Origin of the sequence: Stenotrophomonas sp. GD03819, assembly GCF_029841665.1 — a bacterium.
Classification (GTDB): Bacteria; Pseudomonadota; Gammaproteobacteria; order Xanthomonadales; family Xanthomonadaceae; genus Stenotrophomonas; species Stenotrophomonas geniculata.
In genome coordinates this window covers 213,428-238,992 of the sequence record NZ_JAOCEW010000002.1, presented here as the reverse complement: position 1 = coordinate 238,992, position 25,565 = coordinate 213,428, and the positions used below count along the sequence as shown (strand labels likewise).

At 66.2% G+C, this 25,565-nt stretch carries 18 protein-coding genes and 1 pseudogene; all 19 read right to left on the bottom strand.

The annotated features are described in order from the left end of the window. Positions 1–25: 25 nt before the first annotated feature. The 19 genes and pseudogenes from N5D45_RS02355 to flgJ all read right to left on the bottom strand — a co-directional run bounded on the left by N5D45_RS02355 (position 26) and on the right by flgJ (position 25,564). On the bottom strand, positions 26–2,644 hold the full coding sequence (locus N5D45_RS02355) for a glycoside hydrolase family 2 protein (RefSeq protein WP_279938412.1): 2,619 nt from the start codon (positions 2,642–2,644) through the stop codon (positions 26–28). A gap of 101 nt (positions 2,645–2,745) precedes the next feature. After that, complete coding sequence (locus tag N5D45_RS02350; RefSeq protein WP_279938411.1) at positions 2,746–3,972, bottom strand: AGE family epimerase/isomerase; 1,227 nt, start codon at positions 3,970–3,972, stop codon at positions 2,746–2,748. Beyond that, positions 3,969–4,964, bottom strand: coding sequence for a carbohydrate kinase (locus N5D45_RS02345; RefSeq protein ID WP_279938410.1), 996 nt, complete (start codon positions 4,962–4,964; stop codon positions 3,969–3,971). The genes N5D45_RS02350 and N5D45_RS02345 overlap by 4 nt, the downstream gene beginning before the upstream one ends. Before the next feature lie 7 nt (positions 4,965–4,971). Continuing rightward, positions 4,972–6,285, bottom strand: a complete 1,314-nt coding sequence (gene fucP, locus N5D45_RS02340; protein WP_049409375.1) for an L-fucose:H+ symporter permease — start codon at positions 6,283–6,285, stop codon at positions 4,972–4,974. Positions 6,286–6,345: 60 nt separating this feature from the next. Then, entirely contained in the window at positions 6,346–7,395 is a 1,050-nt protein-coding gene (locus tag N5D45_RS02335; RefSeq protein WP_010482566.1) for a LacI family DNA-binding transcriptional regulator, read from the bottom strand. A 96-nt stretch (positions 7,396–7,491) separates the two neighbouring features. Next, positions 7,492–9,831: pseudogene (locus tag N5D45_RS02330) on the bottom strand (GH92 family glycosyl hydrolase); the annotation flags it as partial. An 803-nt stretch (positions 9,832–10,634) separates the two neighbouring features. Next, the gene (locus N5D45_RS02325; protein WP_049453781.1) at positions 10,635–12,140 is read right to left on the bottom strand and encodes a sigma-54 dependent transcriptional regulator; all 1,506 of its coding nucleotides are present in this window, start codon (positions 12,138–12,140) and stop codon (positions 10,635–10,637) included. Further along, complete coding sequence (locus N5D45_RS02320) at positions 12,137–12,514, bottom strand: response regulator transcription factor (RefSeq protein WP_010485922.1); 378 nt, start codon at positions 12,512–12,514, stop codon at positions 12,137–12,139. The genes N5D45_RS02325 and N5D45_RS02320 overlap by 4 nt, the downstream gene beginning before the upstream one ends. 14 nt (positions 12,515–12,528) lie before the next feature. Further along, a complete protein-coding gene (gene rpoN, locus N5D45_RS02315; RefSeq protein ID WP_057503504.1) occupies positions 12,529–13,938 on the bottom strand; it encodes an RNA polymerase factor sigma-54 in 1,410 nt (469 codons plus the stop codon). A 297-nt stretch (positions 13,939–14,235) separates the two neighbouring features. Continuing rightward, on the bottom strand, positions 14,236–14,868 hold the full coding sequence (locus tag N5D45_RS02310) for a response regulator transcription factor (RefSeq protein ID WP_010485918.1): 633 nt from the start codon (positions 14,866–14,868) through the stop codon (positions 14,236–14,238). 91 nt (positions 14,869–14,959) lie between these two features. Continuing rightward, positions 14,960–15,538 carry a PilZ domain-containing protein gene (locus N5D45_RS02305; protein ID WP_019336599.1) on the bottom strand — a complete coding sequence of 193 codons (579 nt, stop codon included), beginning with the start codon at positions 15,536–15,538 and terminating at the stop codon, positions 14,960–14,962. Next, positions 15,535–15,825, bottom strand: coding sequence for a hypothetical protein (locus tag N5D45_RS02300; protein ID WP_125437034.1), 291 nt, complete (start codon positions 15,823–15,825; stop codon positions 15,535–15,537). Before N5D45_RS02300 ends, N5D45_RS02305 begins: the two co-directional genes overlap by 4 nt. Further along, positions 15,822–16,241 (bottom strand): flagellar export chaperone FliS, encoded by a 420-nt coding sequence (gene fliS, locus N5D45_RS02295; protein ID WP_049398118.1) that lies wholly within the window; start codon positions 16,239–16,241, stop codon positions 15,822–15,824. The genes N5D45_RS02300 and fliS overlap by 4 nt, the downstream gene beginning before the upstream one ends. Before the next feature lie 125 nt (positions 16,242–16,366). Continuing rightward, on the bottom strand, positions 16,367–17,707 hold the full coding sequence (gene fliD / locus N5D45_RS02290; RefSeq protein WP_071229195.1) for a flagellar filament capping protein FliD: 1,341 nt from the start codon (positions 17,705–17,707) through the stop codon (positions 16,367–16,369). Between the two features lie 183 nt (positions 17,708–17,890). Beyond that, positions 17,891–19,408 (bottom strand): flagellin, encoded by a 1,518-nt coding sequence (locus tag N5D45_RS02285; RefSeq protein WP_228355311.1) that lies wholly within the window; start codon positions 19,406–19,408, stop codon positions 17,891–17,893. A gap of 221 nt (positions 19,409–19,629) precedes the next feature. After that, positions 19,630–21,183: a flagellin gene (locus N5D45_RS02280; protein ID WP_197579707.1), complete on the bottom strand. Its 1,554-nt coding sequence runs from the start codon at positions 21,181–21,183 to the stop codon at positions 19,630–19,632. 87 nt (positions 21,184–21,270) lie between these two features. After that, a complete protein-coding gene (flgL, locus tag N5D45_RS02275) occupies positions 21,271–22,479 on the bottom strand; it encodes a flagellar hook-associated protein FlgL (protein ID WP_279938409.1) in 1,209 nt (402 codons plus the stop codon). Further along, positions 22,476–24,356 carry a flagellar hook-associated protein FlgK gene (gene flgK / locus N5D45_RS02270; RefSeq protein WP_049408898.1) on the bottom strand — a complete coding sequence of 627 codons (1,881 nt, stop codon included), beginning with the start codon at positions 24,354–24,356 and terminating at the stop codon, positions 22,476–22,478. The genes flgL and flgK overlap by 4 nt, the downstream gene beginning before the upstream one ends. 8 nt (positions 24,357–24,364) lie before the next feature. After that, a complete protein-coding gene (gene flgJ / locus N5D45_RS02265; RefSeq protein WP_057503499.1) occupies positions 24,365–25,564 on the bottom strand; it encodes a flagellar assembly peptidoglycan hydrolase FlgJ in 1,200 nt (399 codons plus the stop codon). Position 25,565: the final 1 nt, after the last annotated feature.

Below are 25,565 nucleotides of genomic sequence, written 5' to 3'. Positions count from 1 at the left end.
TCGATACGCAGGCCGGCGGATGCCCTCAACGGTCGTTGAGGGTTTTCACCTTCAGCGCTTCGCGCAGGGTAACCAGATCCACCGGGCCGCGTACGGCGATATCGCGGGTTTCGCCCGGCAGCAGGTCCAGCAGGTTGTCTTCGACCTGCACATCCAACGCACCGAAATCAATCCACGCCGCGCGCACGTACGCCGCGCTTTCCAGCCGTAGTCGATAGTGGCCGCCTTCGATGGACAAGGTGGCCTTGAGCTTCTGCCGCGGCAACACCTGGTCCTTGGCTTCGACGAATCCGACCACCTGCCGCGCGCTCACCGCCCCATTCTGCAGCAGCTCGAACACGGCCACCGTGCGCTTCGGGTCGGCACCGGCCAGCAGCTCCGCGTCGCGGAAATCACCGATCGAGGTGACGCCTGACGCCGTCAACGTCACCGCGTCCTCGCGTCGACGCAGCACCTTGCCGTCCATGTCCATCACCCGCAGCCGCCAACGCGCATCCTGCGCGGCGCCATCATTGATCAGGCGCACCCGCGTGCTGCCCTCGTCACGCAGCGCCGCCACCGCCACCGGCGCGAAGAAGCGCCGCGCGGCGAAATGCAGTGCCTTCCAGCGGCCAGAATAGTCCACGCTGGACCAGGAAGCACCCGGCCAGACGTCGTTGAGCTGCCAGTACAGCGAGCCCATCGTGTACGGCCGCGAGGCGCGGTGATGCAATGCCGCCAGCGCGATGCCATCGGCCTGCATCACCTGGCTCAGGTAGACGAAGTCCTCGAAGTCCTTCGGCGTGCCGTAACCCAGTTCGATGTAGTGCAGCAGGCGGCTGTTGCCCTCGCCCGCCATGAACTTCTGGTGCGCGCGAATCACCGGGCTGTCGATGCGCTGCTCGGCGCGGGTGGCGATCTGGTCCACCGTCGCCACCGACGGCCACGCCTGCAGCCCGTACTCGGACATGAAGCGCGGCGTCTCGCGCAGGTAGGCCTGCACCGGCAGCGCCGGATTGCCCCAGACCTGCCAGTAGTGCTTGTCGCCACGGTTGGAATCGTTGGCTTTCTCATCCAGGTCGTTGCTGGGCGAGCTGGACCAGTACGGCACGCCCAACCCCTCCTCACCTACTACCTGGCGCAGGTCATTGCCGAACAGGTCGACATAGCCCTGCCACACCTTCGCTGCAAACGCCGGGTCGGCCGCCTTCAGGTCGCGACCATGGCCCCAGTCCTTCCAGGCGGTCTCTTCCTCGTTGTTGCCACACCACAGTACGATGCTGGGGTGGTGCCGCAGGCGGCGCACGTTGTCGCGCGCCTCGGCCACCACGCTGGCGCGGAACGCCGGATCGTAGCCCGGCTGCATGCCACCACCGAACATGAAGTCCTGCCAGACCAGCAGGCCCAGCTCATCGGCGATGTCGAAGAACGCATCATCCTCGTAGTAGCCGCCGCCCCAGTTGCGCAGCATGTTCATGTTGGCATCGCGCGCGGCGGTCAGCACCTGGCGCAGGCGTGCGGCATCGACGCGTGCGGGGAAGGCGTCGAAAGGAATGACGTTGGCGCCCTTGGCAAAGATCTCCACACCGTTGATGACGAAGGCGAAGCCCTGCCCACCCTTGCCGTCTTCCTCGCGGCGAAGTTCAACCGTGCGCAGGCCGATGCGCTGCTCGCGCGCCCGCGTTGCATCGGCGCCATCATCCAGGCGGGCCTGCACGGTGTAGCGGTCCTGTGCACCGTGGCCGACCGGCCACCAGCGCTGCGGCTTGACCAGTTCGACCGGTACTTCGACGGCGTTCTGGCCGGGCTTCAGCAGCACCGTGCGCTTCACCCGGGCCACGCTGCGGCCCTGCGGATCCTGCACATCCACATTCACCAAGGCCGAGCCCGCCGCCGCGCCCTGCTCCACCTGCAGCAGCACCGTCAGCTTCGCCTGCTGCGCGCTCAATGCATCAGTGCGCACCGCCAGATCAGCCAATCGATGCGTATCCCAGGCCTGCAGGTCGACACCGCGCCAGACGCCGGCGGTGACATAGCGCGGGCCCCAGTCCCAGCCGAAGTGGTAAGCCGGCTTGCGCGCGAAGTTGCCGACCATCGCGTCCTTCGGCTCGTCGCCATACGGCGAAGGATAGTTGCCGGCGATCTTGTGCGGCATCGCCTGTACGCCCGGAAGCAGCGTGCGGATCGGCGAACGGAACACGATCTGCAGTTCATTGCCGTTCGCGCGCAGGCGCCCATCCACGCGCGCACGCCACGTGCGGTGCGCGTTGTCCGCACGCAGCAGCGGCTTGCCGTTGAGGCTGACTTCGGCATAAGTGTCCAGCCCGTCGAAGCGCAGTTCGGCATTGGGCTTGGCCAGCGTCGCCGCATCCACGTCGAAGCGCGCGCGGTACTCCCAGGCCGCCAGGCCGATCCATTGCAGCTCGGCTTCGGGCGCACCCACGTACGGGTCGCGGATCAGCGCATGCGCCAGCAGGTCGGTGTGCACGCTGCCCGGCACCGTGGCCGCACGCCATTGCTGCAGACCCGGGTGGGCGGCGCCCTGCGCGTCGCCGGGCAGCATGCGGAATTCCCACTGTGCCTGTAGCGGCGCCGCAGTTGCCGGGAAGGCGGAGGCCGCGATCAGCAGCAGGAGCAGGCGGACAACGAGGGGAAGGCGATGCACGGGATGCTCCTGTTTTTCCGCCGGGCATGGCCCGGCGCTACCAATTCAACACGCCACGGTAGCGCCGGACCACGTCCGGCGAGCGCGCAGCGCGGCAGACCTCAACGCACGACGTTCAACACTTCGTAGCACGCACCCATGGTGTGGTAATCCACCTTGCCGGCCGGGCTCTTCTCGTCGCTGTACTTGCGGTTGTCGGCATCGAGGATGCGGAACCAGGCGCCGTACTGATGGTCGACGAAGTGCTCCCACGCGTACGCCCAGATGCGCTCGTACCACTGCCAGTAGCGGTCATCACCGGTGCGCTTGGCCATCAGTGCGGCGGTGGCCAGCGTTTCGGCCTGCACCCAGAAGTACTTGTCGTCGTCGCAGACGAAGCTGTCGCCACCGATCGGCGCGCCATCCATGCCCGGCTGCCGGCGCGATTCCGGTGCGAAGCCGTAGTAGAGGCCACCACGTGCCTCATCCCAGCTGCGCGCCACGGCCACGTCGAACAGACGCTGCGCGGTCGGCACCAGCCAGTCGGCCTGCACGTGGCGATCGAGGATCAGCAGCAGCTTGGCCCACTCGGTCTGATGCCCCGGCTGGAAGCCCCACGGGCGGAACAGGTGCTTGGGATCGTCCAGGTTGTAGTCCCAGTCGATCTCCCAGTTGGAATCGTAGTGCTCCCAGACCAGGCCGCCAGCCTTGGCGGCCTGGCGGCGGGTCATGTTGTCGGCCAGCTGCAGCGCACGCTCGACGTAACGCGGTTCGCCGCTGGCCTCGAACGCCGCCAGCATCGCCTCGCACATGTGCATGTTGGCGTTCTGGCCGCGATAGCCGGTGAAGTTCCACTGGCCGTCGGCCTCGTCCTTGTACAGGCCGTGCTGCGGCTCCCAGAAGCGCGCTTCCAGCAGTTGCCAGGTCTCGTCCATCCAGGCGCGCGCCTGCTCGATGCCGGCCTTCAGCGCACAGCTGTAGGCCAGCAGCACGAACGCCACGCCATAGCAGTGGTTCATGTCGTCCTCGACCTTGCCGTCGCGCAGGGTCCAGGCGTAGCCACCGGTGGCCGGATTGCGATGCACCTCGCGCAGATAGCGCACGCCATGCTCGACTGCGTCGCGGTATTCGGCGTTGCCGAACTCGCGGTATGCCATCGCGTAGTTGAAGACGAAACGGGTGCTGCTCACCAGGTGGCGGTGGCTGGCATCGTAGATGCTGCCGTCATCACGGAAGTAGTGGAAGAAGCCGCCGTTCGGATCGATGCAGCGCGGGTGGTAGAACGCCATCGTGTCGGCGATATGCGCACGCAGGAACGCGGGTGAACGGAAATCGGGCGAGGTGCTCATGCGGTAATGTCCTGGGCCTGCAGCAGCTGCTGCACTTCATCGAGCGAGGGCATCGCGGCGAACGCGCCCTTGCGGGTAACAGCCAGAGCGCCGACCGCGGCACCGAAGCGCAGCGTGGCGGCGATCGCCTCCGGGTCCTGGCAGAACGCTGCAAAGCCTGCACCGGCCCCGCCGCGCTCCAGCAGTCCGACCAGCACGCCACCGACGAATGCATCGCCGGCGGCCGTGGTATCGACGGTGGTCACACGGAAGCTGGTGACCGTGCCGTGGTCGTCGCGCGTATACCAGTGCAGCGTGGCCGCACCATCGGTAACGATTACCCAGCGCGCCTGCGCGGCCAGCAGGCGCTTCAGCACCACTGCCTCGCCATCGGCACCCAGCGGTGCCGCCAGGTAATCCAACTCCTCGCGCGACAGCTTGACCAGGTCGGCGCGTTCCAGCGCCTGCCACAGGCGCGGCGTCGGGTCCTCGTTGGCCGGCCACAAGGCGGGACGCAGGTTGAGGTCCAGGCTGACCACCGCGCCGGCTGCACGCGCACGATCCATGCCGGCGAAGGTCGCCTCGGCAATGGCCGGCTCGGTCAGGCTGTTGGAGCAGACATGGAAGCACTGCGCGCTGTCGAAGCACGCGGCCTGGAAGTCGCTGTCACGGAACAGCAGGTCGGCCGCCGGCGGGCGGTAGAAACTGAAGCTGCGCTCGCCGCTGGCATCCAGCGCGACGAAGGCCAGTGCGGTCTTGGCCGCATCGGTGCGCACGATGTAATCCGTGCCGACGCCGTGTTCGACCAGGCTTTCGGCCAGGAAGTCACCGAACATGTCGCGGCCCAGCATGCCGACGAACTGGGTCTTCGCACCAAGGCGCGCTGCCGCCACCGCAACATTGGCCGGCGCGCCGCCGGCGTACTGCAGGAACGCGCGCGGGGTGTCGGTCGAAGCCGGCGGCTGCGCTAGTAGATCGATCAAAATTTCGCCGAAGCAAACGATGGAACCCATTCCGGACTCAGCCTCCCTGCGTTGCGGAAGCCGGCGTACGTGCGCCGACCAGTCCGTAGAAGATGATGTAGCCGTAGCACAGCAGCGGCAGGATGAAGCTGGCCTGCACACCAATGTGGTCGGCCAGCACGCCCTGCAGGTACGGCACCACGGCGCCACCGACGATGGCCATGATCAGCAGGCTGGAGCCCTTGTTGGTCAGCGGGCCCAGGCGCTCGATGCTCAGTGCGAAGATGGTCGGGAACATGATCGAATTGAACAGGCCGATCGCCACCACCGAGTACAGCGCGATGTTGCCGGAGCTCAGCATGGTCGTGACCAGCAGGGCCACGTTGACCAGCGCGAAGATCGCCAGCAGTCGGCTCGGCGAGAAGCGTGCCAGCAGCGCGGAGCCCGCGAAGCGGCCGATCATCGCCATCGTCCAGTAGGCCGACACGTAATGGGTGGCCTCCTGTTCGCTGAAGCCACCGATGTTCGGCATCGACAGGTAATTGACCAGGAAGCTGCCGATCGACACTTCGGCACCGACGTAGAAGAAGATGCCGAGCACGCCCAGCAGCAGGTGGCGCTTGCGCAGCGCATCCAGGTAGCTGTGATGGTGGCCCTGGTCGGCCTGCTCGGTGGCGTCGCTCAGCGCCGGCAGGCGGAACAGGAACACGAACAGCGCCAGCAGCACCAGCGCAACCGCCAGGCCCACGTACGGGCCCTGCACCGCCTGCGCCTCGGCGGCGCGGTAGGCCAGCTGTTCGGCGGCCGGCAGCGCCGCGATGTCGTCAGCGCTCTTGACCGTGTTGGACAGGATCAGCATGCCGCCGAAGATCGGGGCGATGGCCGTGCCCAGCGAGTTCAGTGCCTGCGCCAGGGTCAGGCGGCTGGAACTGGTCTGCTCCGGGCCCAGCAGCGCGACGTAGGGATTGGCAGCGACCTGCAGCACGGTGATGCCGGTAGCCAGCACGAACAGCGCACCAAGGAAGGCGCCGTACACGCGCAGCTCGGCCGCGGGCCAGAAGCCCAGCGCACCGATACCGGCGATCACCAGGCCGGCCACGATGCCCTTCTTGTAGCCCAGCGCCGCCACCAGGCGACCCGCCGGCAGCGACATCAGGAAATAGGTGCCGAAGAAGGTGAACTGCACCAGCATCGCCTTGGCGTAGTTCAGCTCGAACACCGCCTTCAGGTGCGGGATCAGGATGTCATTGAGGCAGGTCAGGAAGCCCCACATGAAGAAGATCGTGGTGACGACAGCCAGCGCCTTGCCGTTGGTGACGGCGGGTGCGTTGCCCGAAGATCCCGTTGGACGGGGCGTTGCGGAGATCGGCATGCGGTACGCGCCTCGATGCGCGGAAGGTCGTTGTTGCGTGGAAGGGATATATGGAAGAAATCAGTTCGGTCGTGCGGCGCTGCTTTCGCGGATGCGCAGCTGCACCGGCGCGACCGTGCGCCGTGGCGGCGCGTCCGGTTCGTCCAATCGTTGCAGCAGCAGCGCGGCAGCTTGCCGACCCCGCTCGCGCGGATCGGCGGTGAGCGTGGTCAGTGGCGGTACCGCGACCGACGCCTCGGAAATATCATCGAAACCGGTAACGGCAAAATCACCGCCCGGACGGATGCCACGTGAATTCAAGCCCAGCATCAGGCCCAGCGCGACGGTGTCGTTGTAGCAGACCGCCGCACTCGGGCGATGGCCGTCGGCAAACAATTCATCGGTACGCGCCGCGGCTTCCAGGCGGTTCGGCGCCGACTCGATCATCCAACCCGGCGGCAGTGACAGGCCCGCTTCGGCCAGCGCCTGCTGGAAACCGGCGCGGCGCTGGTGGCACGAGCTCGATGCAGCATGGCCGCCGAAGAAGGCAATCTGGCGATGGCCGCGCTCGATCAGGTGGCGCGTGGCCAGATAGGCACCGTGCTGGTTGTCCAAGGTCAGGAAGTCCCAGTCGGCGCCGTCCAGTTCACGATTGAACAGCAGCACGTTGGCATTGGCACCCAACGCCTGCCGCAACTGCGCGGTATCGCTGCCCTCGGCCGGCGACAGGATCAAGCCGGCCGGGGTGTGTTCCATCAGCGTGGACAGCACCGCCTGCTGGCGCTCCGGCGATTCACCGGTACTGCCCAGCAGGGTCACGTAGCCGCGCCCGCCCAACGCCTCGTCCACGCCGGAGGCGAATTCGGCGAAGAACGGGTTGGACAGATCGTTGATCACCAGCGCGATGCTTGACGAGGTACGACGACGCAGGTTGGCCGCCGCGCGGTTGTAGACATAGCGCTGGCGACGCAGTTCGGCCTCGACCTTGGCGCGGGTATCGACGTTGACCAGTGGGCTGCCACGCAGCACCAGCGACACGGTCGCCCGTGACACGCCGATGGCACGCGCGATGTCGGTCACCGTCACCGCCTTGCCGGCGCGCTTGCTGGGACTGCTGCCGTTGTCGTTCATCGTCTTCCCGGACTCCGCTGGAGGCTCAAGCCTAATGGATCAGGGCCGTGTCGTGCCGTGCCGTTCGCTGGGTGACCGCGAACGGCACAGTCCGGCTCAGCGCAGCTGGCTGCCCGGTGCCGCGCACCAGGACACCGGCAGGTCCTTCACCGCCGTACCCCAGCCCTGCTCCGGCGCCTTCGCGTCGAGCGCGAAGTGCAGGCGCGGGCCCTGCTGCAGGCGGTTCCAGTCCAGCCATACCGGTGCATGCGCCTGGCCATCGACCTGGACGCCCTGCACATACTGCAGGCGGCGGCCATCGGCGCCCGGCGCGTCGATGCGCAGGGTGCGGCCGTTGCCCATGTCCACTTCCACCTTGCTGAAGCGCGGGGTGTGCAGCAGGAACTGGCCGCTGCCGGGCACCGCCGGATACACGCCGATGGCACTGAACAGGTACCAGGCCGACATCGTGCCGAGGTCGTCGTTGCCGGTCACGCCGTTGGGCGCATTGGTGAACAACTGCTGCGCGGCGCGCACCACGGCGGCGGTCTTCCACGGCTGGCCGATCAGCGTGTACAGCCACGGCGAGTGCAGGTCGGGCTCGTTGTTCGGGTTGTATCGGAACTGGTTGTAATAGCTGTACGGCCCGACCACCCACTCTTTGCGGGCGGCATTGAGCGGGTCGGCCTGCAGCGCGTCCATCGCGAAGAAGGCATCGAGGCGGCGGCCGGCCTGTTCGCGGCCGTCCATCGCCTCGACCAGGCCCGGCACGTCCTGCTGCGCCAGCCACTGGTACTGCCACGCTGTGCCTTCATGGAAACCGTGATGCGAGCGCGGGCTGTAGTGGCCATCGGCCGGCGTGTACCACTGGCCATCTTCGGTGCGCGGGCGCGGAAAACCGGTGAAGCCGGTCTCGGCGTCACGCACCTGCGGGTCCCACACCTTGCGCCAGTTGCGGCCGCGCTCACGCAGCGTCGCCGCGTCCTGCGCGTGGCCGAGGCCATCGGCCATCTGCGAAAGCGCACAGTCGGCCAGCGCGTATTCCAAGGTGGCCGAACCGCCATGGTGCGGATCGACGTCCATGCCCTTGGACGGGAACGCGCGGTCGTAGACCACGTAGCCCTTGTCCAGATAGGTCGGGTTGCCGGAACGGCCGGCCATGCGCGAGATCAACGGGGGCGTGCCGAAGGCGTTGCGGCGCAGCGCATCCCAGGCCTGCGATTCACGGCCCTTGAGGGCGCCGAAGCGCCACAGGTCGACCATGAACGGGGTGACCGGGTCGCCGGTCATGATGTTGGTCTCGAAGTTGGCATAGCCCCAGCGCGGCAGCCAACCACCCTGCTCGTCGATCGCCAGCAGGGTACGGCCGATATCGCGTGCCACGTCCGGGCGGGTCAGCGCCAGCCACTGGTTCTGCGCGCGGTAGGTATCCCACAGCGAGAAGTACTCGTAGTAGGTCCAGCCGTCGGCACGGTGGATACCATCGTCATAGCCGCGGTAGCGGCCGTCGGCGTCGTTGCCGGTCATCGGCTGCAGCAGCGCGTGGTAGACCGCGCTGTAGAACACCGCGCGGTCGTCGGCGTTGCCACCCTGCACGCGCACCCGGCCCAGCTGCTCGCGCCAGGATTGCTGGGACAACGCACGCATGCGGTCGAAACCGAGCAGCGCCCCATCCTGCATGCCGTCCGCGCGCAGGTTGATGCGCGCGCCTTCGGCATCCACGTGCGAGATCGCGCTGACCGCCGTCACCGACTGGCCCTTGGCCAGATCAAAGCTGAGCCAGGCCCCATTCGGCTTCTGTTCGCCTTCCATGCTGTGGCGTGCGCCCGGCAGGCCACCACCCTCGCCCCAAGTGCCATGCGCCTTGAACGGGCGATCGAACTCGATGCGGAACCAGGTGGTGTACTGGTGGCCGCCACAGAAACTCTTGGTGACCAGCTTGCCTTCCACCACGCGGTCGCCGACCACATCGACCACGCTGCCGATCACCGAATGGCGCTCGTTGGCCTGGCCGACATTGACCAGCACGTGGCCATCGCCCTGGCGCTGGCTGAAGGTGTAGCGCTCGGCTGCGGCGCGCGTACGTGCGGTCGATTCTGCGTCGATGCCGCCGTAGCTGGTCAGCCGCACTTTGTAATAGCCGGCCTGGCCGACCTCGCCGTCATGGGTGTACGACGAGGCATACGCCTTGTGGTCAAACTGCTTGGCGTTGCCGGTATCGAAATCGCCGCCCGGGCCGATCGAACCGGTCACCGGCAGCACCGACACCTGGCCGCCCTGCTCCCAGCAACCTGCGCCGGAGATGAAGGAGTGGCCGAAACCGCGGATCTTCTCGTCGTCGTAGCGCCAGCCCGAGTAGTGGCTGCCGATCGGGCTGACCTGGATCAGGCCGAACGGTGCCGACGCGCCCGGGAACGTGTTGCCGTCGTCCTTGCTGCCGATGAAGGTGTTGACCTCGCGCTCCAGTGCTGCCGGCGCGGCCTGCAGCAGCATCGGCGACGCCGACAGTGCGAGCAGGCAGGCCAGCCGCGCCAGCGGGCGCGAAGACAATGGGACGGCGGGAGCGGACGGCACTGGACGCATGTCGGGTTCCTGTAGTCGATGACACGGAGGCAGACGGCCGGGGCCGTCCTGCACCGTTCCGCTGAGCCTCGCCGTAACCGGCAGAGAGCTCCCCCTGGAATGACGCCCGACCCATGCGACCGTGAATTTAGATCGATTCAAGTAGAGCATGCTGGTTCAGCCGAATGCATTCTGCGGCGCAGCATGAGAGGGGGGTGTTCGGCAGGGCTGCGCCCTGCACCTGCTACGAGCTGGAGCAACAGCAACAGCAACAGCAACAGCAGAAGCTGGTTTCCTGTGGGGAGTCGGGCTGGGTCCGGTTGCGGGGGACGCTGCAAGTACGTCCATGTAAGCTCGGTCGCCGCATCCATGCGGCTCACGCCCCCGCAACCGGACCCACCCCGCCTTCGACAATTTCCCGCTGCTGTTGGTAGGTGCCGACCGTTGGTCGGCATGCTGCTCCTGGTGGGTGTCGACCTTGGTCGACACGCTTGATCCACGGCATGGATAGATAGATGGCGCGATTCTGGGCCGTGACGCGCCATTTAACCGGCGTCGGTTTTCTGGCCTACGTCTGCGGTGTCCAGCGGCCGGCGTTCCGGCGCTGTAGACGCGCAGGGCTCCGACCCCGGGTTCTGGAAACACGAACGCCCGGGCAAGCCCAGGCGTTCGTGCCCCCTTCATGCTGGTAGCGCGCTTCAGCCGGCCAGTTCGGCCTGCTCGCGTTCGATGCCGTACTTGCGCAGCTTTTCCACCAGGGTGGTACGGCGCAGGCCGAGCAGCTGGGCGGCGTGGGCGACCACGCCCTGGGTGCGTTCCAGGGCTTCGTTGATCAGGCCCAGTTCGATGTTGGCCATGTGGTTGCGCAGGTCCATGCCTTCGTCAGGCAGCGCCGCCGGTGCCGCCGGGCGATTGACGGCGATGCCGTGCTCCAGTGCCGGCTGGTTGCCGCTGCCTGGGGTGTGGAACGAGAAGCTGCGCAGGTCCAGGCGTTCTTCGTTGGCAACCGTAGCTGCCGGCGCCGGTGCAGCCACCGCCGCCAGTGCGGTGTCGCCACGGTAGCGGGCCGGCAGGTCCTGCACGCGTACTGAACCGCCCGGATGCAGCACCGCCAGGCGCTCGACCAGGTTGGTCAGTTCGCGCACATTGCCCGGCCATTCGTAGCCGGCCAGGGCCTGCAGGGCTTCCGGGGTGAAGCGCACTTCGCCACGACCGGTGCGCGCCAACTGTGCGGCGATGGTTTCCACCAGCGCCGGCAGGTCTTCGCGACGCTCGCGCAGGGCGGGCACGTCGATCGGGAACACGTTGAGGCGATAGAACAGATCCTCGCGGAACTTGCCTTCGGCGATGCGCGTTTCCAGATCGCGGTGGGTCGCGGCCACGACGCGCACGTTGCAGCGGATGGTCTGGTTGCCGCCGACGCGCTCGAAGCTGCGTTCCTGCAGCACACGCAGCAGCTTTACCTGCATCGGCAGGCTCATGTCGCCGATTTCGTCGAGCAGCAGGGTGCCGCCCTCGGCCATTTCGAAACGCCCCTTGCGGGCGGTCAGTGCGCCGGTGAACGCACCCTTTTCGTGGCCGAACAGTTCGCTTTCCAGCAGGTCCGGCGGAATGGCGCCGCAGTTGATCGCCACGAACGGGCCATCACGGCGCGGCGAGCGCTGGTGGATCGCACGCGACACGACTTCCTTGCCGGTACCGGATTCGCCCAGCACCAGTACGGTGGTATCGAACGCAGCGACCTGCTCGATCATGGTGCGCAACGCAGTCACCGCCGGGCCGTTGCCGGTCGGGCCTTGATCCTGCGCGGCACCGGCCTGGTGCTCGGCGTCCAGGCGCTTGAGGCTGGCGCGGCGCAGCAGGGCTTCCATCTGCGCATGGCGCAGCGGGGTTTCCAGCGGCCAGATGTTGGCTTCGTGCAGGCCGTGCTGGCGGGCAAACGTTACCCCGTCACCATCGGCCAGCAGCACCGGTGGCGGCAGGCTGCTGCCGCCCAGCCAGTTGTAGAGTGCGGTGCTGGCGGCGTTGTCGTCCAGGCTGCCGACGATCACCGCCATCCAATCGTTCTGGCGCTGGCGGCCCAGGTCGAAGTCGGCCGCGTCGGAAACCCAGCGCGGGTTGAAGTCCATGAATTCCAGCAGGGCAACGGTGCGCTCTGCGCGCACGGCGTCGTTGTCCAGCACCAGGATGCGCGATTCGCTCACGATCGATCCTCCCTGAGGCCTTCCAGGATCGGCATGACTTCCTGGATGTAGGACAGCTTGCTGACGAAATTGTCGGCGCCGGCACGCAGCGCGTGCTCGCGGTGCTCGGCGTCGTCGAAGTGGCTGGCGATCACGATGTACGGTGCATCGTCCTGCGACTTGATCAGGCGGGTGGCCTGCAGGCCACCCATCTCCGGCATGGCCAGATCCATCAATACGACCTGCGGGCGCAGCGTTTCCGAACGCTCGATCGCTTCCAGACCATTGCCGGCGCTGCCGACGATCTGCAGCCAGTCGATCTTGCGGAAATGGCGCATCGCCGCATTGATGAAGCCCTCGTGGTCATCGACCAACAGGACCGTGAGCTTGTTCATGTCCAACATCCTTTTCAGCCCACCCGGGCCAGCTGCGGTTGCCTGGCGCCAAGCCGGCGCCGTTCACGGGCCGGGGCGATGTCCAGTTGTTCTCGGTATTTTGCGACGGTTCGGCGGGCAATGTTCACCCCTTGGCGCGACAGCAGGCCGGCGATGGCCTCGTCGGCCAGCGGCCGGCCGGCCGGTTCGGCGTCGATCAGGCGGCGGACCATGGCCTTCACGGCCTGGCCGGAGACGCTGGCGCCTTCCAGGCGCACGGCGAAGAAGTGCTTCAGTTCGAAGGTGCCGCGCGGGGTCTGCAGGAACTTGCCGGTGGTGATGCGCGAGACGGTGGACTCGTGCATGCCGATTTCCTCGGCCACTTCCTTCAGGGTCAGCGGCGCCATGGCCTCTTCGCCACGCACCAGGAACGCGGCCTGGCGCTCGACGATCACCCGCGCGGTGCGCAGCAGTGTGTCGTAGCGCATCGACAGGCCGCGGCTGAACCAGCGCGCTTCCTGCAGCATTTCGCGCAGTGCCGGTGCGGCCTCGCTGGTCTCGGCCAAGGCCTGTTCGTACTGGCTGTTGATCGAGACCCGGCGGCTGGTGGCCGGGTTGAGGGCGACTTTCCACTGGCCGTCGGCGTGCCAGGCGACCACGTCCGGTACCACCACGGCATTGCGTTCGGGCAGCAGGTTGTCACCCGGGCGCGGCTGCAGCGACAGGATCAGGCGCACGGCTTCGCGCACGTCGTCGATCTCGGCGTCGTGCAGGCGGGCGAGGGCGGGGTAGTCGTGTGCGGCCAGTGCTTCGAGTGCGCCGTGGAGAATGCGGGTGGCCAGATGGCGGGCGGGAACCGTGCCATGCAGGCTGCGCAGCTGCGCCTGCAGGCCTTCGCGCAGGTCCTGCGCAGCCATGCCGGCGGGCTCGCCGTGCAGCAGCTGCTGGCGGATGGCTTCGACGCCGTTGGCGGCGATATCGAACTGGGCGCTGGCCAGCAACTGCAGCTGGTCCAGCGGTGCCTGCAGGTAGCCGGCCTCGTCGCAGTGATCGAGCCAGAACGCGGCCACCGCCAGTTCGCGGTCGTCCATGTCCAGCGACAGGCGCTGCAGCACACGCAGCTGCGGGTCGGTCGATTCGCCGGCGGCGATGCGCGCCATGCGGTCGTCGTCGCCGTCCTGCCAGCTGGCGCCGGCCACGTCCCACATCGACGACTCCGGCAGCTCGTCGAAGGCGGCGGTGTCCATCGTCGTGGCGCTGGCCTCGGTGGCATCGGCTGCGGGCGCTTCGGCCTCTTCGATCTCCAGCAACGGATTGGAGTCCAGCAGGCGCTGGATTTCCTGTTCCAGGTGCAGCCCATCGAGCTGCAGCAGCCGGATCGACTGCAGCAACTGCGGGGTAAGGTGAAGTTGTTGGCCCAGCTGGGTCGAGAGTGCAGCCTTCATCGTGGTTCCCCGGCACCGCTCCCCGGTGCCTTGTGGAACGCATCTTGCTTTTGATCCGGCGGGGGCGGAATCAGGGGGTTCCTGAGGGCCTTCGTGAATGTCCTGACAGGATGTAGGGGTATTCCCTACATCGGCGCGGAATGTTGACGATGATCGCGCCTAAGTTGCTGATTTTCGGTGTGGTTGCCGGGTTGACCGGGCTGCGCCGTGTACGGGTTCCTGTCGGAGCGTGTCAGGGTGACGGGAATTCGTCGCCGGTGCCGTGCCGGGCAGGGGTCAGATCCCTTTCGCAGGCAATCACTCCAGCTCGTGCTGGTGGCGCGCGGCCAGCAGCAGCAGATCGTTGGCGCGGCGGCAGCCGAGCGATTCCATCATGCGTGCGCGGTGGGTCTCCACCGTCTTGACGCTGATGCCGAGGTCGGCGGCGATCTCCTTGTTGCTCTCACCCTTGCCGATGCGGCGCAGGATCTCGCGCTGGCGTGGCGACAGCGCGGCGATGCCGGTGGGTTTCTCGCGGCCGAGCATCGGTGCCAGCATCTTGGCGGAGATCTGCGGGCTCAGGAACACCTGTCCGGCGTGCGCGGCACGCAACGCCAGTTCCAGCTCCTGCGGCGCCGCATCCTTGACCAGGAACCCGACCGCGCCGCGATCGAGTGCATCGCGCACGTGCGCGGCGTCGTCGTGCATGGTCATCATCACCACCCGCGTGCCGGGAGCGCGCAGGCGAATGTCACTGAGGGCTTCCAGGCCGGTGCGGCCGGGGAGTGACAGGTCCATCAGGACCACGTCCGGGGCGTGCTGCAGGGCCAGCTGCAGTGCCTGCTCGGCATTGCTGGCCTCAGCGACGAGCTGCACGTCGGCAAACCCCTGCAGCAGCCGCGCCAGGCCGGCGCGGACCAGGGTGTGATCGTCGACGATGAGAACTCGCACAGGCACGTTGGAGGTCCGTGAGGGGAGTCCACCTTAACTTAGCTGAACGGGCGCGCCAAGGCTTGTCCATCCGCCGCCATGGTGGCAGGTTTCAGCGGGCGCGGCGTGCTTCGGCCACCTGGCGGCGATGCAGGCGGAACAGATGCCGCTCCATCGCCATCTCCAGTCCATCGCCAAGACGCTGGAAACGTAGCCACAGGTAGTGACCGCCGCCACCGTCCGCCGCTTCGGCGATCACTTCCACGGGCAGGTCGATATGGTCGGGCAGCCAGTCGCTGGGCTGCAGGCGTACTACGCCGGCCTGGCCGGCACTGGCACCGCTGCGCGGACCCAGTTGCAGGCGGATGCCGCGGCGTGACCAGCGTACGGGGCGCAGGGTCAGTTCCTGGCCCTGCTGGCGTACCAGCCGGCCCAGCAGCACCATCGCCAGATCCAGCTTGGCTTCCAGCCGCTGCAGCTGCAGGCTGGACTCATTGCGGTCGTCGTGCTCGTCGACACGGCTGTCCTCGACCAGGGCCAGGCTGCGCAGCAGGCCTTCGGCACTGCTGGTACGACCAGCGGCGCTGCCTGCCTGGAACTCGGCCGGCAGGGCCAGCTCGCAGCTGAGCGTTTCGTCGAACAGCTCGCTTTCGGCCGGATGATGCAGCGACGTGGTCGGCAATTGGGTCATGCCAGCGATTCTGCCTGCAGGTAGGCATGTGCCGCGCGAAGGGAGCGCCCGGTGTGCTTCAGGTGCGCGGCGGCTTCGTCGCGCAGGGAGATCATGCGGGCCAGCACACGCTGCTGATGGTCACGCAGGGCGAGGATGGCGGCGTCGCTGGGGCGCTCGACAACCAGTGACAGGGCGGCCACGGCTTCCAGGTGTTCGGCCATCAGGCGCTCGCTGGTTTCGTGATCCTCGCCCGGGAGGCTGGCTTCCAGCGTATCAAGGGCATCGTGCATTGTTTGAAGGTTCATGGGGCCACCGCTTTGGTGACCTGACGCTGGTCTGCCGGAATCGCGTTCCAGGCCGAGTCGATCTCCACCATCAAGCCCAGGGCTTCTTTCAGTGCGGTCGGATCGTTGTGCAGGTTGCCCTCGGTCAGGCGCATGATGACGAAGTCGTACAGTGCCGACAGGTTGCCGGCAATCTCGCCGCCGGCTTCGTGATCGAGCGAGCCGTTGAGGTGGCCGACGATCGCACAGGCTTCGCCGATTGCTTTGCCCTTGCGCGCCTGGTCATTCTGTTGCAGAGAGGCTTCAGCGGTGCGGATGCGTTCGCAGGCACCGGCCAGCAGCAGCGCTACCAACTTGTGTGGATCGGCATCGACGACCGAGGTGGTCACGCCGACTTTTCGGTACTGCTCGGCGAACTGCCGATTGGAACCGTACATAGGGGAAGTCTCCTGGAATGCCTGCCCATCCGCGTGGGTGGAGGGGTTCGGCACGGGTCTAACGGGTTATCGGCGCAGCCAGGGCTCTACTTGAGCGCTGACTGCGCAGGAAAAATGCCTGGAAATCAGTTGCCGAGCTGCTGGATCAGCGAGCCGCCGGCCGATTGCATCTGTGTGACCATCTTTTCCATCGCGGTGAACTGCTTGGTGTAGCGGTCGGCCACCTTTTCCATGTTCTTGTCCAGCTCGTCCAGCTGCTTTTCGAGCGCCTTGATCTGCTTGTTCAAGGTCGCCGTGCGCTGGGTGATCGTGCCGGTGGTCGCGTCCAGGCTGCTCTTCAGCAGTTCGGTCATCGGTTTGCCCAGTGCGCCCTCTGCACCGAACAGTTTGGTGGCGGCCTCGGGGTTCTTGGCCAACGCCGTGTCGAGCTTGGCGCCATCAAGGCTCATGCTGCCATCGGCAGCAATGGTGATGCCCAGATCCTTGAGATCGTTGACGTTCGCACTCAGCTGGGCGCGCAGCTGCTGCTGCAGGCCGCGGACCATGGCATCTCCGGTCATGGTCGATGCAGTGCGCGTCTCGGCGTTGTAGGCGCTGGAGCTCTTCAGTGTCGCCTGAATGCCGTTGTAGGCGGTGATGAAGGCCGTGAGGTTGGTCTTCAGCGTGCTGTTGTCCGGAGTGACGGTCAGCGTCTGCGTCTCGCCTTCCTTCGCCTTGGTCAGGGTGAGGCTGATGCCGGGCACCAGATCGGTGATGGTGTTGGAGCTGCTGGTGCGGGTGAAGCCATCCACCACGACCACAGCGTCCTTGGCGGGCACCATCTCGGTCATCTTCGACGCCGATGTGCCGTCATAGGCCAGTTCGGAGAGTCCGCCATTGCCGCCACTGGCGCTGACCTTCAGCGCGCCCTTGCTGCCGGAATCGACAGCGGTCAATACCAGGTGCATGCCATCGTCGGCGGTAACCACGGCTGCGGTAACGCCCTTGCTCTCGGCGGCGGAATTGATCTCAGCTGCGATCTTCTCCATCGTCGCGCCGGGTTCGATGTTCACGCTGATGGACTTGTCGCCGTATGCGATCGTCAGCGTTCCGTCGCCAACCACGGCGTCCTTTGTATAAGCCTTGGAGCTGAGCTTCTGGTTCTGCGCCAGGGATTTGACTTCCACCTGGTGGCTGCCAGCAGCGGCCTTGCCGGCGGTCGTGCTGGTGTCCAGGGTTGCAGTGAAGTTTGACTCGGTCGGCGTGCTGACTTTCAGGCCGGGGGTGGCCACACCCTTGACCAGAGTCTTCAGTGCGCTCTGTAGGCTGGTCATTCCACTTTTGATGGTGCCAAGTGCCGACAGCTTGGCGCTGGCGGCAACGCCCGCGGAGTTGATCTGCTTTTCCCGGGGTTCGCGTTCCTTGGCGGTCAGCTGTGCAACCAGGCTGGGGATGTCGAGGCCGGAACCAATCGTGCCGATGGCCATGAGGGGAATCCTTTTTCTTGGACGGGCCGGGCGGGTGTCCTGCACCTGCTATCGGCCTGGGAGGGGCGAGCTTGAGCGTGGAAACGCTCTCCAGCCATCTGCAAGGCCCATGCCAATCCGCCTCCGGGCACGAAGAAGGGGGCTTTCGCCCCCTTCCCGTTGTTACCTTGTACTACCGCTGGATCAGCGCAGCAGGCTCAGCACGTTCTGGCTGGACTGGTTGGCCTGGGCCAGCATGGCGGTACCGGCCTGCTGCAGGATCTGGTTGCGGGTCAGCTCGGCGGTTTCCGAAGCGTAGTCCACGTCGCGGATGCGGCTGCGGGCAGCCGACATGTTCTCCGACGAGGTGTTCAGGTTCGCAACCACCGAGGTGAAGCGGTTCTGGATCGCACCCAGGTCGGCGCGGGCGGAGTTGATCGAGTTCAGGGCTGCGTCCATCGCCAGGATGGCGTTGTCGGCACCGTCCTTCGAGGAGATGTCCAGATCGGCAAAGCCTTCAGCGGCCTTGCCTGCCGTGAACTTGGCGGTGCCGGTGGCCAGGCCGGTAGCATCCTTCAGCTTGTCAGCGGTCAGGCTGCTCTTCACTTCGAAGTCTGCCTTTTCCGAGGTCAGCTGCAGCTTGCCTTCCACCAGCGAGGCGGTGACACCCGTCTCGTGAGTCTTCGCATTGATGGCGTTGACCAGTGCGGTGCTGCGCTCACCTGCGGTCTTTGCACCGCCGACGGTAATGTCGACGTAGCCAGAGCCATCGCTCTTGCTGATCTGAAGTTCGCCAGCGGCGACGCCAGTGGAGAAGTCTGCGGCCTTCGGCAGAACGGTAGCTGCAGCAACGGTCTTCGCTGCGGTCAGATTGCCGCCGGTCATGCTGAAGCCTGCACCGGCGTTCGAGATGACACCGGAAGTGCCATCCATGGTCACGCCAGAAGCGGCCAGAGTAGCGTTGCTATTGATCGCCGTAGCCATCTTCGAGATGAGGTCGGCAGCAGCAGCGTCATTGTCCGCGCCCGTTGCAGCAGCGACGGTGACGTTCACACCGTTCACATTCAGAGTGGACTCGGCATAGCTCGTAGCTGCCGCGAAATCACCCGCTGCGACGGTCGCCGCAGCTGCATTTGGGGTGCCTGCGGTTGCGCCACCCACCGGTACGGCGCCGGTTGCGGTCGCAGCTTTCGATGCGGTGGTCCAGTTGCCCAGCTTGCTGATGTTGGCGTTGGCGACCTGCGAGATGTTGATCGTCTGGCCCTGGTTGGCGCCGATCTGGAAGGCCTGGTTGGTGAAGGTGCCGTCCAGCAGGTTGGTGCCGTTGAAGTTGGTCTGTTCGGCGACGCGCTGGATTTCCTGCTTCAGCAGCTGCACTTCGGCGTTCAGGGCCTGGCGGTCGGAATCGGAGTTGGTGGCGCTGCGCGACTGCACGGCCAGCTCGCGGACGCGCTGCAGGTTGTTGCCGATCTCACCCAGCGCGCCTTCGGCGGTCTGGGCCAGCGAGATGCCATCGTTGGCGTTGCGGGCAGCCTGGTTGGCGCCGCGGATCTGGGTGCTGAAGCGCTCGGAGATCGCCAGGCCGGCGGCATCGTCCTTGGCGCTGTTGATGCGCATGCCCGAGGACAGGCGCTGAATGGTGGTGGCCAGGTTGGCGCCGCTGGTGCCCAGGTTGCGCTGGGCGTTCAGCGACATGGTGTTGGTGTTGATGACTTGTGCCATGGTGCGGTTTCCTTGTAGGCAGTGTGTCCGGCAGAGCAGCCTGACCGGTTTCGGGGGGCAGTGGCTGGCGTCCCCCCAAGGGGTGTGCTACCGCTGCTGAAATCAATAACGGCACTACCCCTCCGGCCTTTAGCGGAGTTTCGATCCTTTTTTCTCGGGTCAAACGAAAAGGCCCCGCCATCTGCATGGCGGGGCCTGGTTCCAGCTCGGTGGTGCGGGTATTACGACTGCAGCAGGCGCAGTACGTTCTGCGGCACCTGGTTGGCCTGGGCCAGCATGGCCGTGCCAGCCTGCTGCAGGATCTGCCCACGGGTCAGTTCGGCGGTTTCCTGTGCGTAGTCAACGTCGCGGATGCGGCTGCGCGCAGCCGACAGGTTTTCCGAATTGGTGTTCAGGTTGGCGATGGTCGAGGTGAAGCGGTTCTGGATCGCGCCGAGGTCGGCACGCGCCGAGTTGACGGACTGCAGCGCGGCATCCATCGCGAGGATGGCATTGTCGGCGTTGGCCTGGTTGGAGATGTCCAGTTCGGCAAAGCCGGTCTGCGCCGTGCCTGCAGCGAACGACGTGCCATTGGTGGCGCTGCTGCCTGCCGTCAGGCCAGTGGCATTGGCCAGCGCGGTGGCGCTCAGCGAGCCACCAATGGTGAAGTTGCCTTCCTTGTTTTCCAGCTGCACCTTCCCGTCGATCAGCGATGCGGTGACGCCGGTTTCGTGGGTCTTGGCGTTGATGGCGTTCACCAGCAGCGTGTTGCGCTCCGAGGCGTTCTTGGCAGCGCCCACGTTGATGTCGACCACGCCAGTGCCGTCGGCCTTGGTCAGCGTCAGCTGGCCGGCAGTGATGGCGGGGAAATCAGCAGCGACTGCAGGTTTGCCAGTGCTGTGATTACCAATGAATGGTGCATTTGCGAAGCCCTCGCCAGCACCCGCTCCCGTCATGATGATCTCAAGATCGTTTCCGTCGGCGCGCGAAAAGTACAACGGACCGCCGGTGCTTGAGACGCTACCTGTACGCGTAATTCCCGCTGCAGCGAGTGCATCTTGCTTCTGATCGAGCGCATTCGCGATGTTTGCAGCCGTGACTACTGCGCCAGCGGGTGCAGAGTAGATCTCGATTCCACCTACCGAGAAAGTGAACCCGGTTGATCCTGCAGTCACATCCGTGAAAGCACCCGACGGACCAACAGTCGTCGGAACCGCAGCCTCGGCGCCGCCGGTTGCTGTCTTTCCTGCCACGCTTGCCGGGGTCGAGGCGCTGGTCCAGTCGCCGAGCTTGTGCACATTCGCATTGGTGATCTGCGAGATGTTGATGGTCTGGCCCTGGTCCGCACCGATCTGGAAGGCCTGGTTGGTGAAGCTGCCGTCCAGGAGGCTGGTGCCGTTGAAGTTGGTCTGCTCGGCAACGCGCTGGATTTCCTGCTTCAGCAGCTGCACTTCGGCGTTCAGCGCCTGGCGGTCCGAGGCCGAGTTGGTGGCGCTGCGGGCCTGAACGGCCAGTTCGCGGATGCGCTGCAGGTTGTTGCCGACTTCGCCCAGTGCGCCTTCAGCGGTCTGTGCCAGCGAGATGCCATCATTGGCGTTGCGCGCGGCCTGGTTGATGCCACGGATCTGGGTGGTGAAACGCTCGGAGATCGCCAGGCCGGCGGCGTCGTCCTTGGCACTGTTGATGCGCATGCCCGAGGACAGGCGCTGGATCGAGGTGGCCAGCGAGCTGCTGCTGGTGGACAGGTTGCGCTGAGCATTCAGCGACATGGTGTTGGTGTTGATGATCTGTGCCATGGTGCTTCTCCGTGGTTGCTCGGTATGTTTCGTTGTGGAAGGCGCGGGGCGCGCCGTGCTGGAAGGCGGATGGAACGGGGAAAGGGACTAGCGGATCTTGTTGAACAGGGACATCGCCTGCATCTGGCTGAAGATCGTCTGGGCGGCTTGAAGTGCGGCGGTCTCCAGCTTGTATTGGCCGATGGCATCGGCGTAGTCGAGGTCCCGCATCGTCGAGAGCGTGCTCTTGACGGTGACGGCAGTGGCTTCGCGGGCGCTGGCTGCGGTATCGATGGCGGCCAGCTGGGCGCCGCCCTTGGCGCGGGCGTCGATCATCGTTTCCGAGGCCCGGTTGAGGTCGCGGATGCTGGACTGCAGGGTGTTCTGCAACGCCGTGCGCTGGCTTTCAGTGGACGGGTCGGATTCCAGTGCGGCGACCAGTTTGTCCAGGGTGGAGAAGATGTCGCGGCTACCCGCGTCGCTGACGTTGAATTGATCACCTGCGGCTGGCTTGCCTTCGATGCGCATGCGCACGCCGCCAACGACGATGTCTTCGCCGGGCTTGTGGGTGCCGCTGCTGACCACCGTGCCGCTGCCATCAACCACCTCATAGGCGCCTTCGGCAGTGCCGGTGAAGCGGACGTTGAGCGTGCCACCGGCCCAGCTGCCGCTGCCGTCACGGCTGACCGAGGTCAACAGGCCACTGCCGGTGTTGCCGGCAGCGGCGCTGGCATCCACACGGCCATCGCCGGTGGGGATGCGCATGAAGATCTCGCTGCCGGGCAGGGCGTCGGAGACCAGCTGGCCGGGCGCAACCTCCACCTGCCGCTGGTTCTGGTCGCCGCTGTAGGTCACGGTGCCGCCGCTCCGCTGGAACGGGGCGTCAGCATCGTTGCTGCCACCGAAGAGATAGCGGCCGCTGCCGTCCCGGGAGTTGGCCAGCGACAGCAGGCTTTCCTGGATGGTCTTCAGCTCGCTCACGATGGCCTTGAGGTCACTGGCCTTGGGCACCGGGCTGTTGGCCTGGATGCTCAGCTCCACGGCGCGCGACATCAGCTCATTGACCTGTGCCAGAGCGTTCTCCTGCAGGCCAAGTCGGTTCTGCACACTGCTGGCGTTCTTGCCGAGCTGCTCGAGCCCTGCCACGACGCGGTCCAGGCCGACGGCCGTACCCGCAGCAACCGGGTCGTCCTTGGCGGAGGTGATCTTGCTGCCAGTCGCGATCTGCTGTTCCAGGTTGCTGATTTTCGACTGCTTGGCGAGCATCAGTGACACCGACTGGTTGAACATCATCCCGGTGGAAATTCGGCTGCTCATCGACGGACGGCTCCCAGGATGGTCTGGAACATGTTGTCGGCGGTGGAGATCAGCTGTGAGGCGGCCTGATAGGCCTGTTGCAGACGCAGCATGTCAGCCGCTTCCTCATCCAGATTGACGCCGGAGATCTCGTCGCGCGCGGCCTGGGCTTTGTCCGTGATGACCTGCTGTGCGTCCAGCGAGTACTCGGCCGAGCGTGCAGCGGCACCCACCTGCGTTGTCAATCCACCAAGCGCTCCGTTGAGCGTGACGGTGCCCCCGTTGAATGCCTTGGCGTCCTCGACCTTGGCCAGCTTTGCCGCATTGCTGTTGTCCGACGAACCTGCAGGGGTAGGGCTGATGCTGAAGGTGTCGCCGACCTTCGGCGCACCGTCCAGCACGAAGCTCCAACCATTGGCGCTGATGGTCTGGCCTGGGGTATAGGTCTGCGGCGGCCCACCGTTGATGGTGTAGGTGGTCGCCGAGGTGAACACGATTGCGGCGGGGTCGCGCAGGTTCGGATTCGACGCGTCGTTGACGGTGACGCCCGTCAGCTTCCCGGTGCCCGTGTTGGCCAATGCAGCCGTGCCCTTGACCGCAGCAGCGGCAGCGATGCGGGAGGGATCGGTGATGGCGGTTTCGAGGCTCCCGGCCACGCCCGCCGTGGGCTGCAGCAGAAAACGATCATTGGCCGCCGGGGTGCCACCGACCACCAGCTTGACGCCATTGATCACCAGCGGATCGGCAGCGGTGCCAGTGCCCGTCAGTGCAACGGTGGCACCCGTGTCGGCGCGGGTGGCCTGCCACTGGGTTCCATCGAACTTGAGGACGATGTTCTGTGCCTCGAGCTTGGACAGGTCGCCGTAGGTCGCGCTGAGGCTGCCGGTTCCGGTATTGCCCGCGTTGGGCGTAACGCGCGGGTTGCCGATGTTGAAGAAGTCGCCCCCCATCTTGCCGTACAGGTCGACGCCCTGGTGGTGGGCCTGGTTGAAGGATTCGGCCAGGCCGACGGCGAGCTTGCCGAGTTCGGCTTGGGCCGGGGTCAGCACGGTGTCGCGGAACTCCAGCATGCCGCCGATCTTTCCGCCCACAGCCTTGGGGTCGAGCGTGATGGTATTGCCTTGTGTCTCCAGCGCCAGCTGCAGGCGCTCGGGCTGGTACGGATCGGTCACCGTGGTGACCTTGGACGCCGTCGTGCCCACCACCAGCGCATTGCCACCAGCGGTGTAGACGTTCATCACGCCACCGTCCTGGACAACGGCGGTGCCTCCGGTGTAGCCGATCAGCTGCGAGATCAGCTGATCGCGGCGATCAAGCAGGTCCGGCGCAGCATTGGCGATGTTGGTGCCGATGGCTCCGTTGATCTGCGCAATCTCCTGCGCCAGGCGATTGACTTCCGTGGCACCGGCGATGAGTCCGTTGTTGACCTCGCTGCCGAGGTTGTTCATCTGCGTGTTGAGCTGCACGAAGCGGCTTGCCAAGGCCTTGCCACCATCGAGCAGGCTCTGCCGATCGGCCGTGCCGGCCGCGTTCGACGAGAGGCCGCTGACGGCATCGAAGAAGTTGGACCAGGAGCCGGCGACATTCGTGGCCGGGTCCGAGAACAGGGCATTCACCCGGTCGGCCATGCCGGAGAGCTGCTTCAGGCGCGCCAGCTCACCGCTGCTGTCGAGCAGGCGCGAGATGGCCAGCTGGTCGGCAGCGCGGCGGATGTCGGTGATGCGGGTGCCGCTGCCAACGTCCCCAAAGCCGTAGTTCTGCGGATCAGACGTGGCGAAGTCGACCTTCTGCCGGCTGTAGCCGGGGGTGTTGATGTTGGCGACGTTGTGGCTGGTGGTCGCCAATGCACGCTGGAAGGCGAGCAGGGCACCGGTACCGGTGGAAAGTACGCTGGACATGGGGTTCCTCAACGACGAGTGATACCCAGCGCCGCAGTTGCGGTGCTGGCGAAGGTCTGGCCAAGGCGCGAGCCGGCATCGGCGACGGCGCTGACGGCGCGCTCGATGGTCGGTCCGCCGGCGATCGCGGCGATCTTGGCCGCATAGCGTGGATCGGTGGCATAGCCGGCGCGCTGCAGGCCGCGGGCGAAGCCCTGCACGTCGGTGCCGGCCTGCAGGGCCTGCTGGTAACGCGGGCTGGTCTTCAGCAGGCGCACGTAGTCGGCGAAGCTCTCGGCCGGCGAACTGTAGGCGCGGAAGCTGGCGGTCTCGTTGCGCCGCACGCCATCGACATATTCGTGGGTGCCGGCCGTGGCGCGCTGGCCGTTCCAGCCATTGGCCTTGATGCCGAACAGATTGTGCGAGGTGCTGCCGTCGGCATGCTTGATGTGGCGCTTGCCCCAGCCGGTTTCCAGCGCCGCCTGGGCGACCAGGGCGCGGGCATCCACGCCCAGCTCCTTGGCTGCGCTCTGTGCGTGCTGCCAGATGCTGGCAACGAAACCTTCCGGGGTGTGTTCGCCCAGCTGGGCGACGGCGGTGCGCGTGGCCATCGCATCGGCTGGGCTGATGGCCGTGCCGCGGTTGCTGGCGGTGGCCGACCACTGGTCGCTGCTGGCGGCCCAGTCCTCGCCCTGCAGGCTGCCGATGTACGGATCCTCGGTGCCCAGCGAGCGGTGCATGCTGCTGCTCTCACGGCCGGCGATCAGGTCCAGGGCCTGCTCCATCGGCGCGACAGCCGCCTGTGTACCCTGCTGTGCACCGGCGGCCAACTGCTGCAGCAGGCGCACGGCCTGGCTGCCATCTTCCAATGGCAGCGACGGTGCCGGCTTGGCCGGTGCATTGAGCTGGTAAGCACGGCTGGCCTTGGCCGGATCCACGCGGGTATCCAGCGCCGGACCCTCGGCGGCCTGCCCGGACAGCTGGCGGCTGATCATGCCGGACAGGCCCAGGCCCTTGCCGCGGGTCATCGCCTCGGCAATCTTCTGGTCGTACATGTCGCGGAACATCTTGTTTTCGCCGGGGAACAGCGAGTCGCCGAAGCTGGCGTCACGCATGCTCTTGACCAGCATCTGCGCGAACTGGCCTTCCAGCTGGCGCGCGACCTTGTCGATCTTGGCCGGATCGTTCTGTTGCGCCGGGTGCAGATCGAATGCGGGATTGATGCGCATA

Coding starts and splice junctions, on each gene's coding strand:
- N5D45_RS02350 (WP_279938411.1), bottom strand. CDS start 3,972: ATGAGCACCTCGCCCGATTTCCGTTCACCCGCGTTCCTGCGTGCGCAT.
- N5D45_RS02345 (WP_279938410.1), bottom strand. CDS start 4,964: ATGGGTTCCATCGTTTGCTTCGGCGAAATTTTGATCGATCTACTAGCG.
- fucP (WP_049409375.1), bottom strand. CDS start 6,285: ATGCCGATCTCCGCAACGCCCCGTCCAACGGGATCTTCGGGCAACGCA.
- N5D45_RS02335 (WP_010482566.1), bottom strand. CDS start 7,395: ATGAACGACAACGGCAGCAGTCCCAGCAAGCGCGCCGGCAAGGCGGTG.
- N5D45_RS02320 (WP_010485922.1), bottom strand. CDS start 12,514: ATGAACAAGCTCACGGTCCTGTTGGTCGATGACCACGAGGGCTTCATC.
- rpoN (WP_057503504.1), bottom strand. CDS start 13,938: ATGAAGGCTGCACTCTCGACCCAGCTGGGCCAACAACTTCACCTTACC.
- N5D45_RS02305 (WP_019336599.1), bottom strand. CDS start 15,538: ATGACCCAATTGCCGACCACGTCGCTGCATCATCCGGCCGAAAGCGAG.
- N5D45_RS02300 (WP_125437034.1), bottom strand. CDS start 15,825: ATGAACCTTCAAACAATGCACGATGCCCTTGATACGCTGGAAGCCAGC.
- fliS (WP_049398118.1), bottom strand. CDS start 16,241: ATGTACGGTTCCAATCGGCAGTTCGCCGAGCAGTACCGAAAAGTCGGC.
- fliD (WP_071229195.1), bottom strand. CDS start 17,707: ATGGCCATCGGCACGATTGGTTCCGGCCTCGACATCCCCAGCCTGGTT.
- N5D45_RS02285 (WP_228355311.1), bottom strand. CDS start 19,408: ATGGCACAAGTCATCAACACCAACACCATGTCGCTGAACGCCCAGCGC.
- N5D45_RS02280 (WP_197579707.1), bottom strand. CDS start 21,183: ATGGCACAGATCATCAACACCAACACCATGTCGCTGAATGCTCAGCGC.
- flgL (WP_279938409.1), bottom strand. CDS start 22,479: ATGAGCAGCCGAATTTCCACCGGGATGATGTTCAACCAGTCGGTGTCA.
- flgK (WP_049408898.1), bottom strand. CDS start 24,356: ATGTCCAGCGTACTTTCCACCGGTACCGGTGCCCTGCTCGCCTTCCAG.
- flgJ (WP_057503499.1), bottom strand. CDS start 25,564: ATGCGCATCAATCCCGCATTCGATCTGCACCCGGCGCAACAGAACGAT.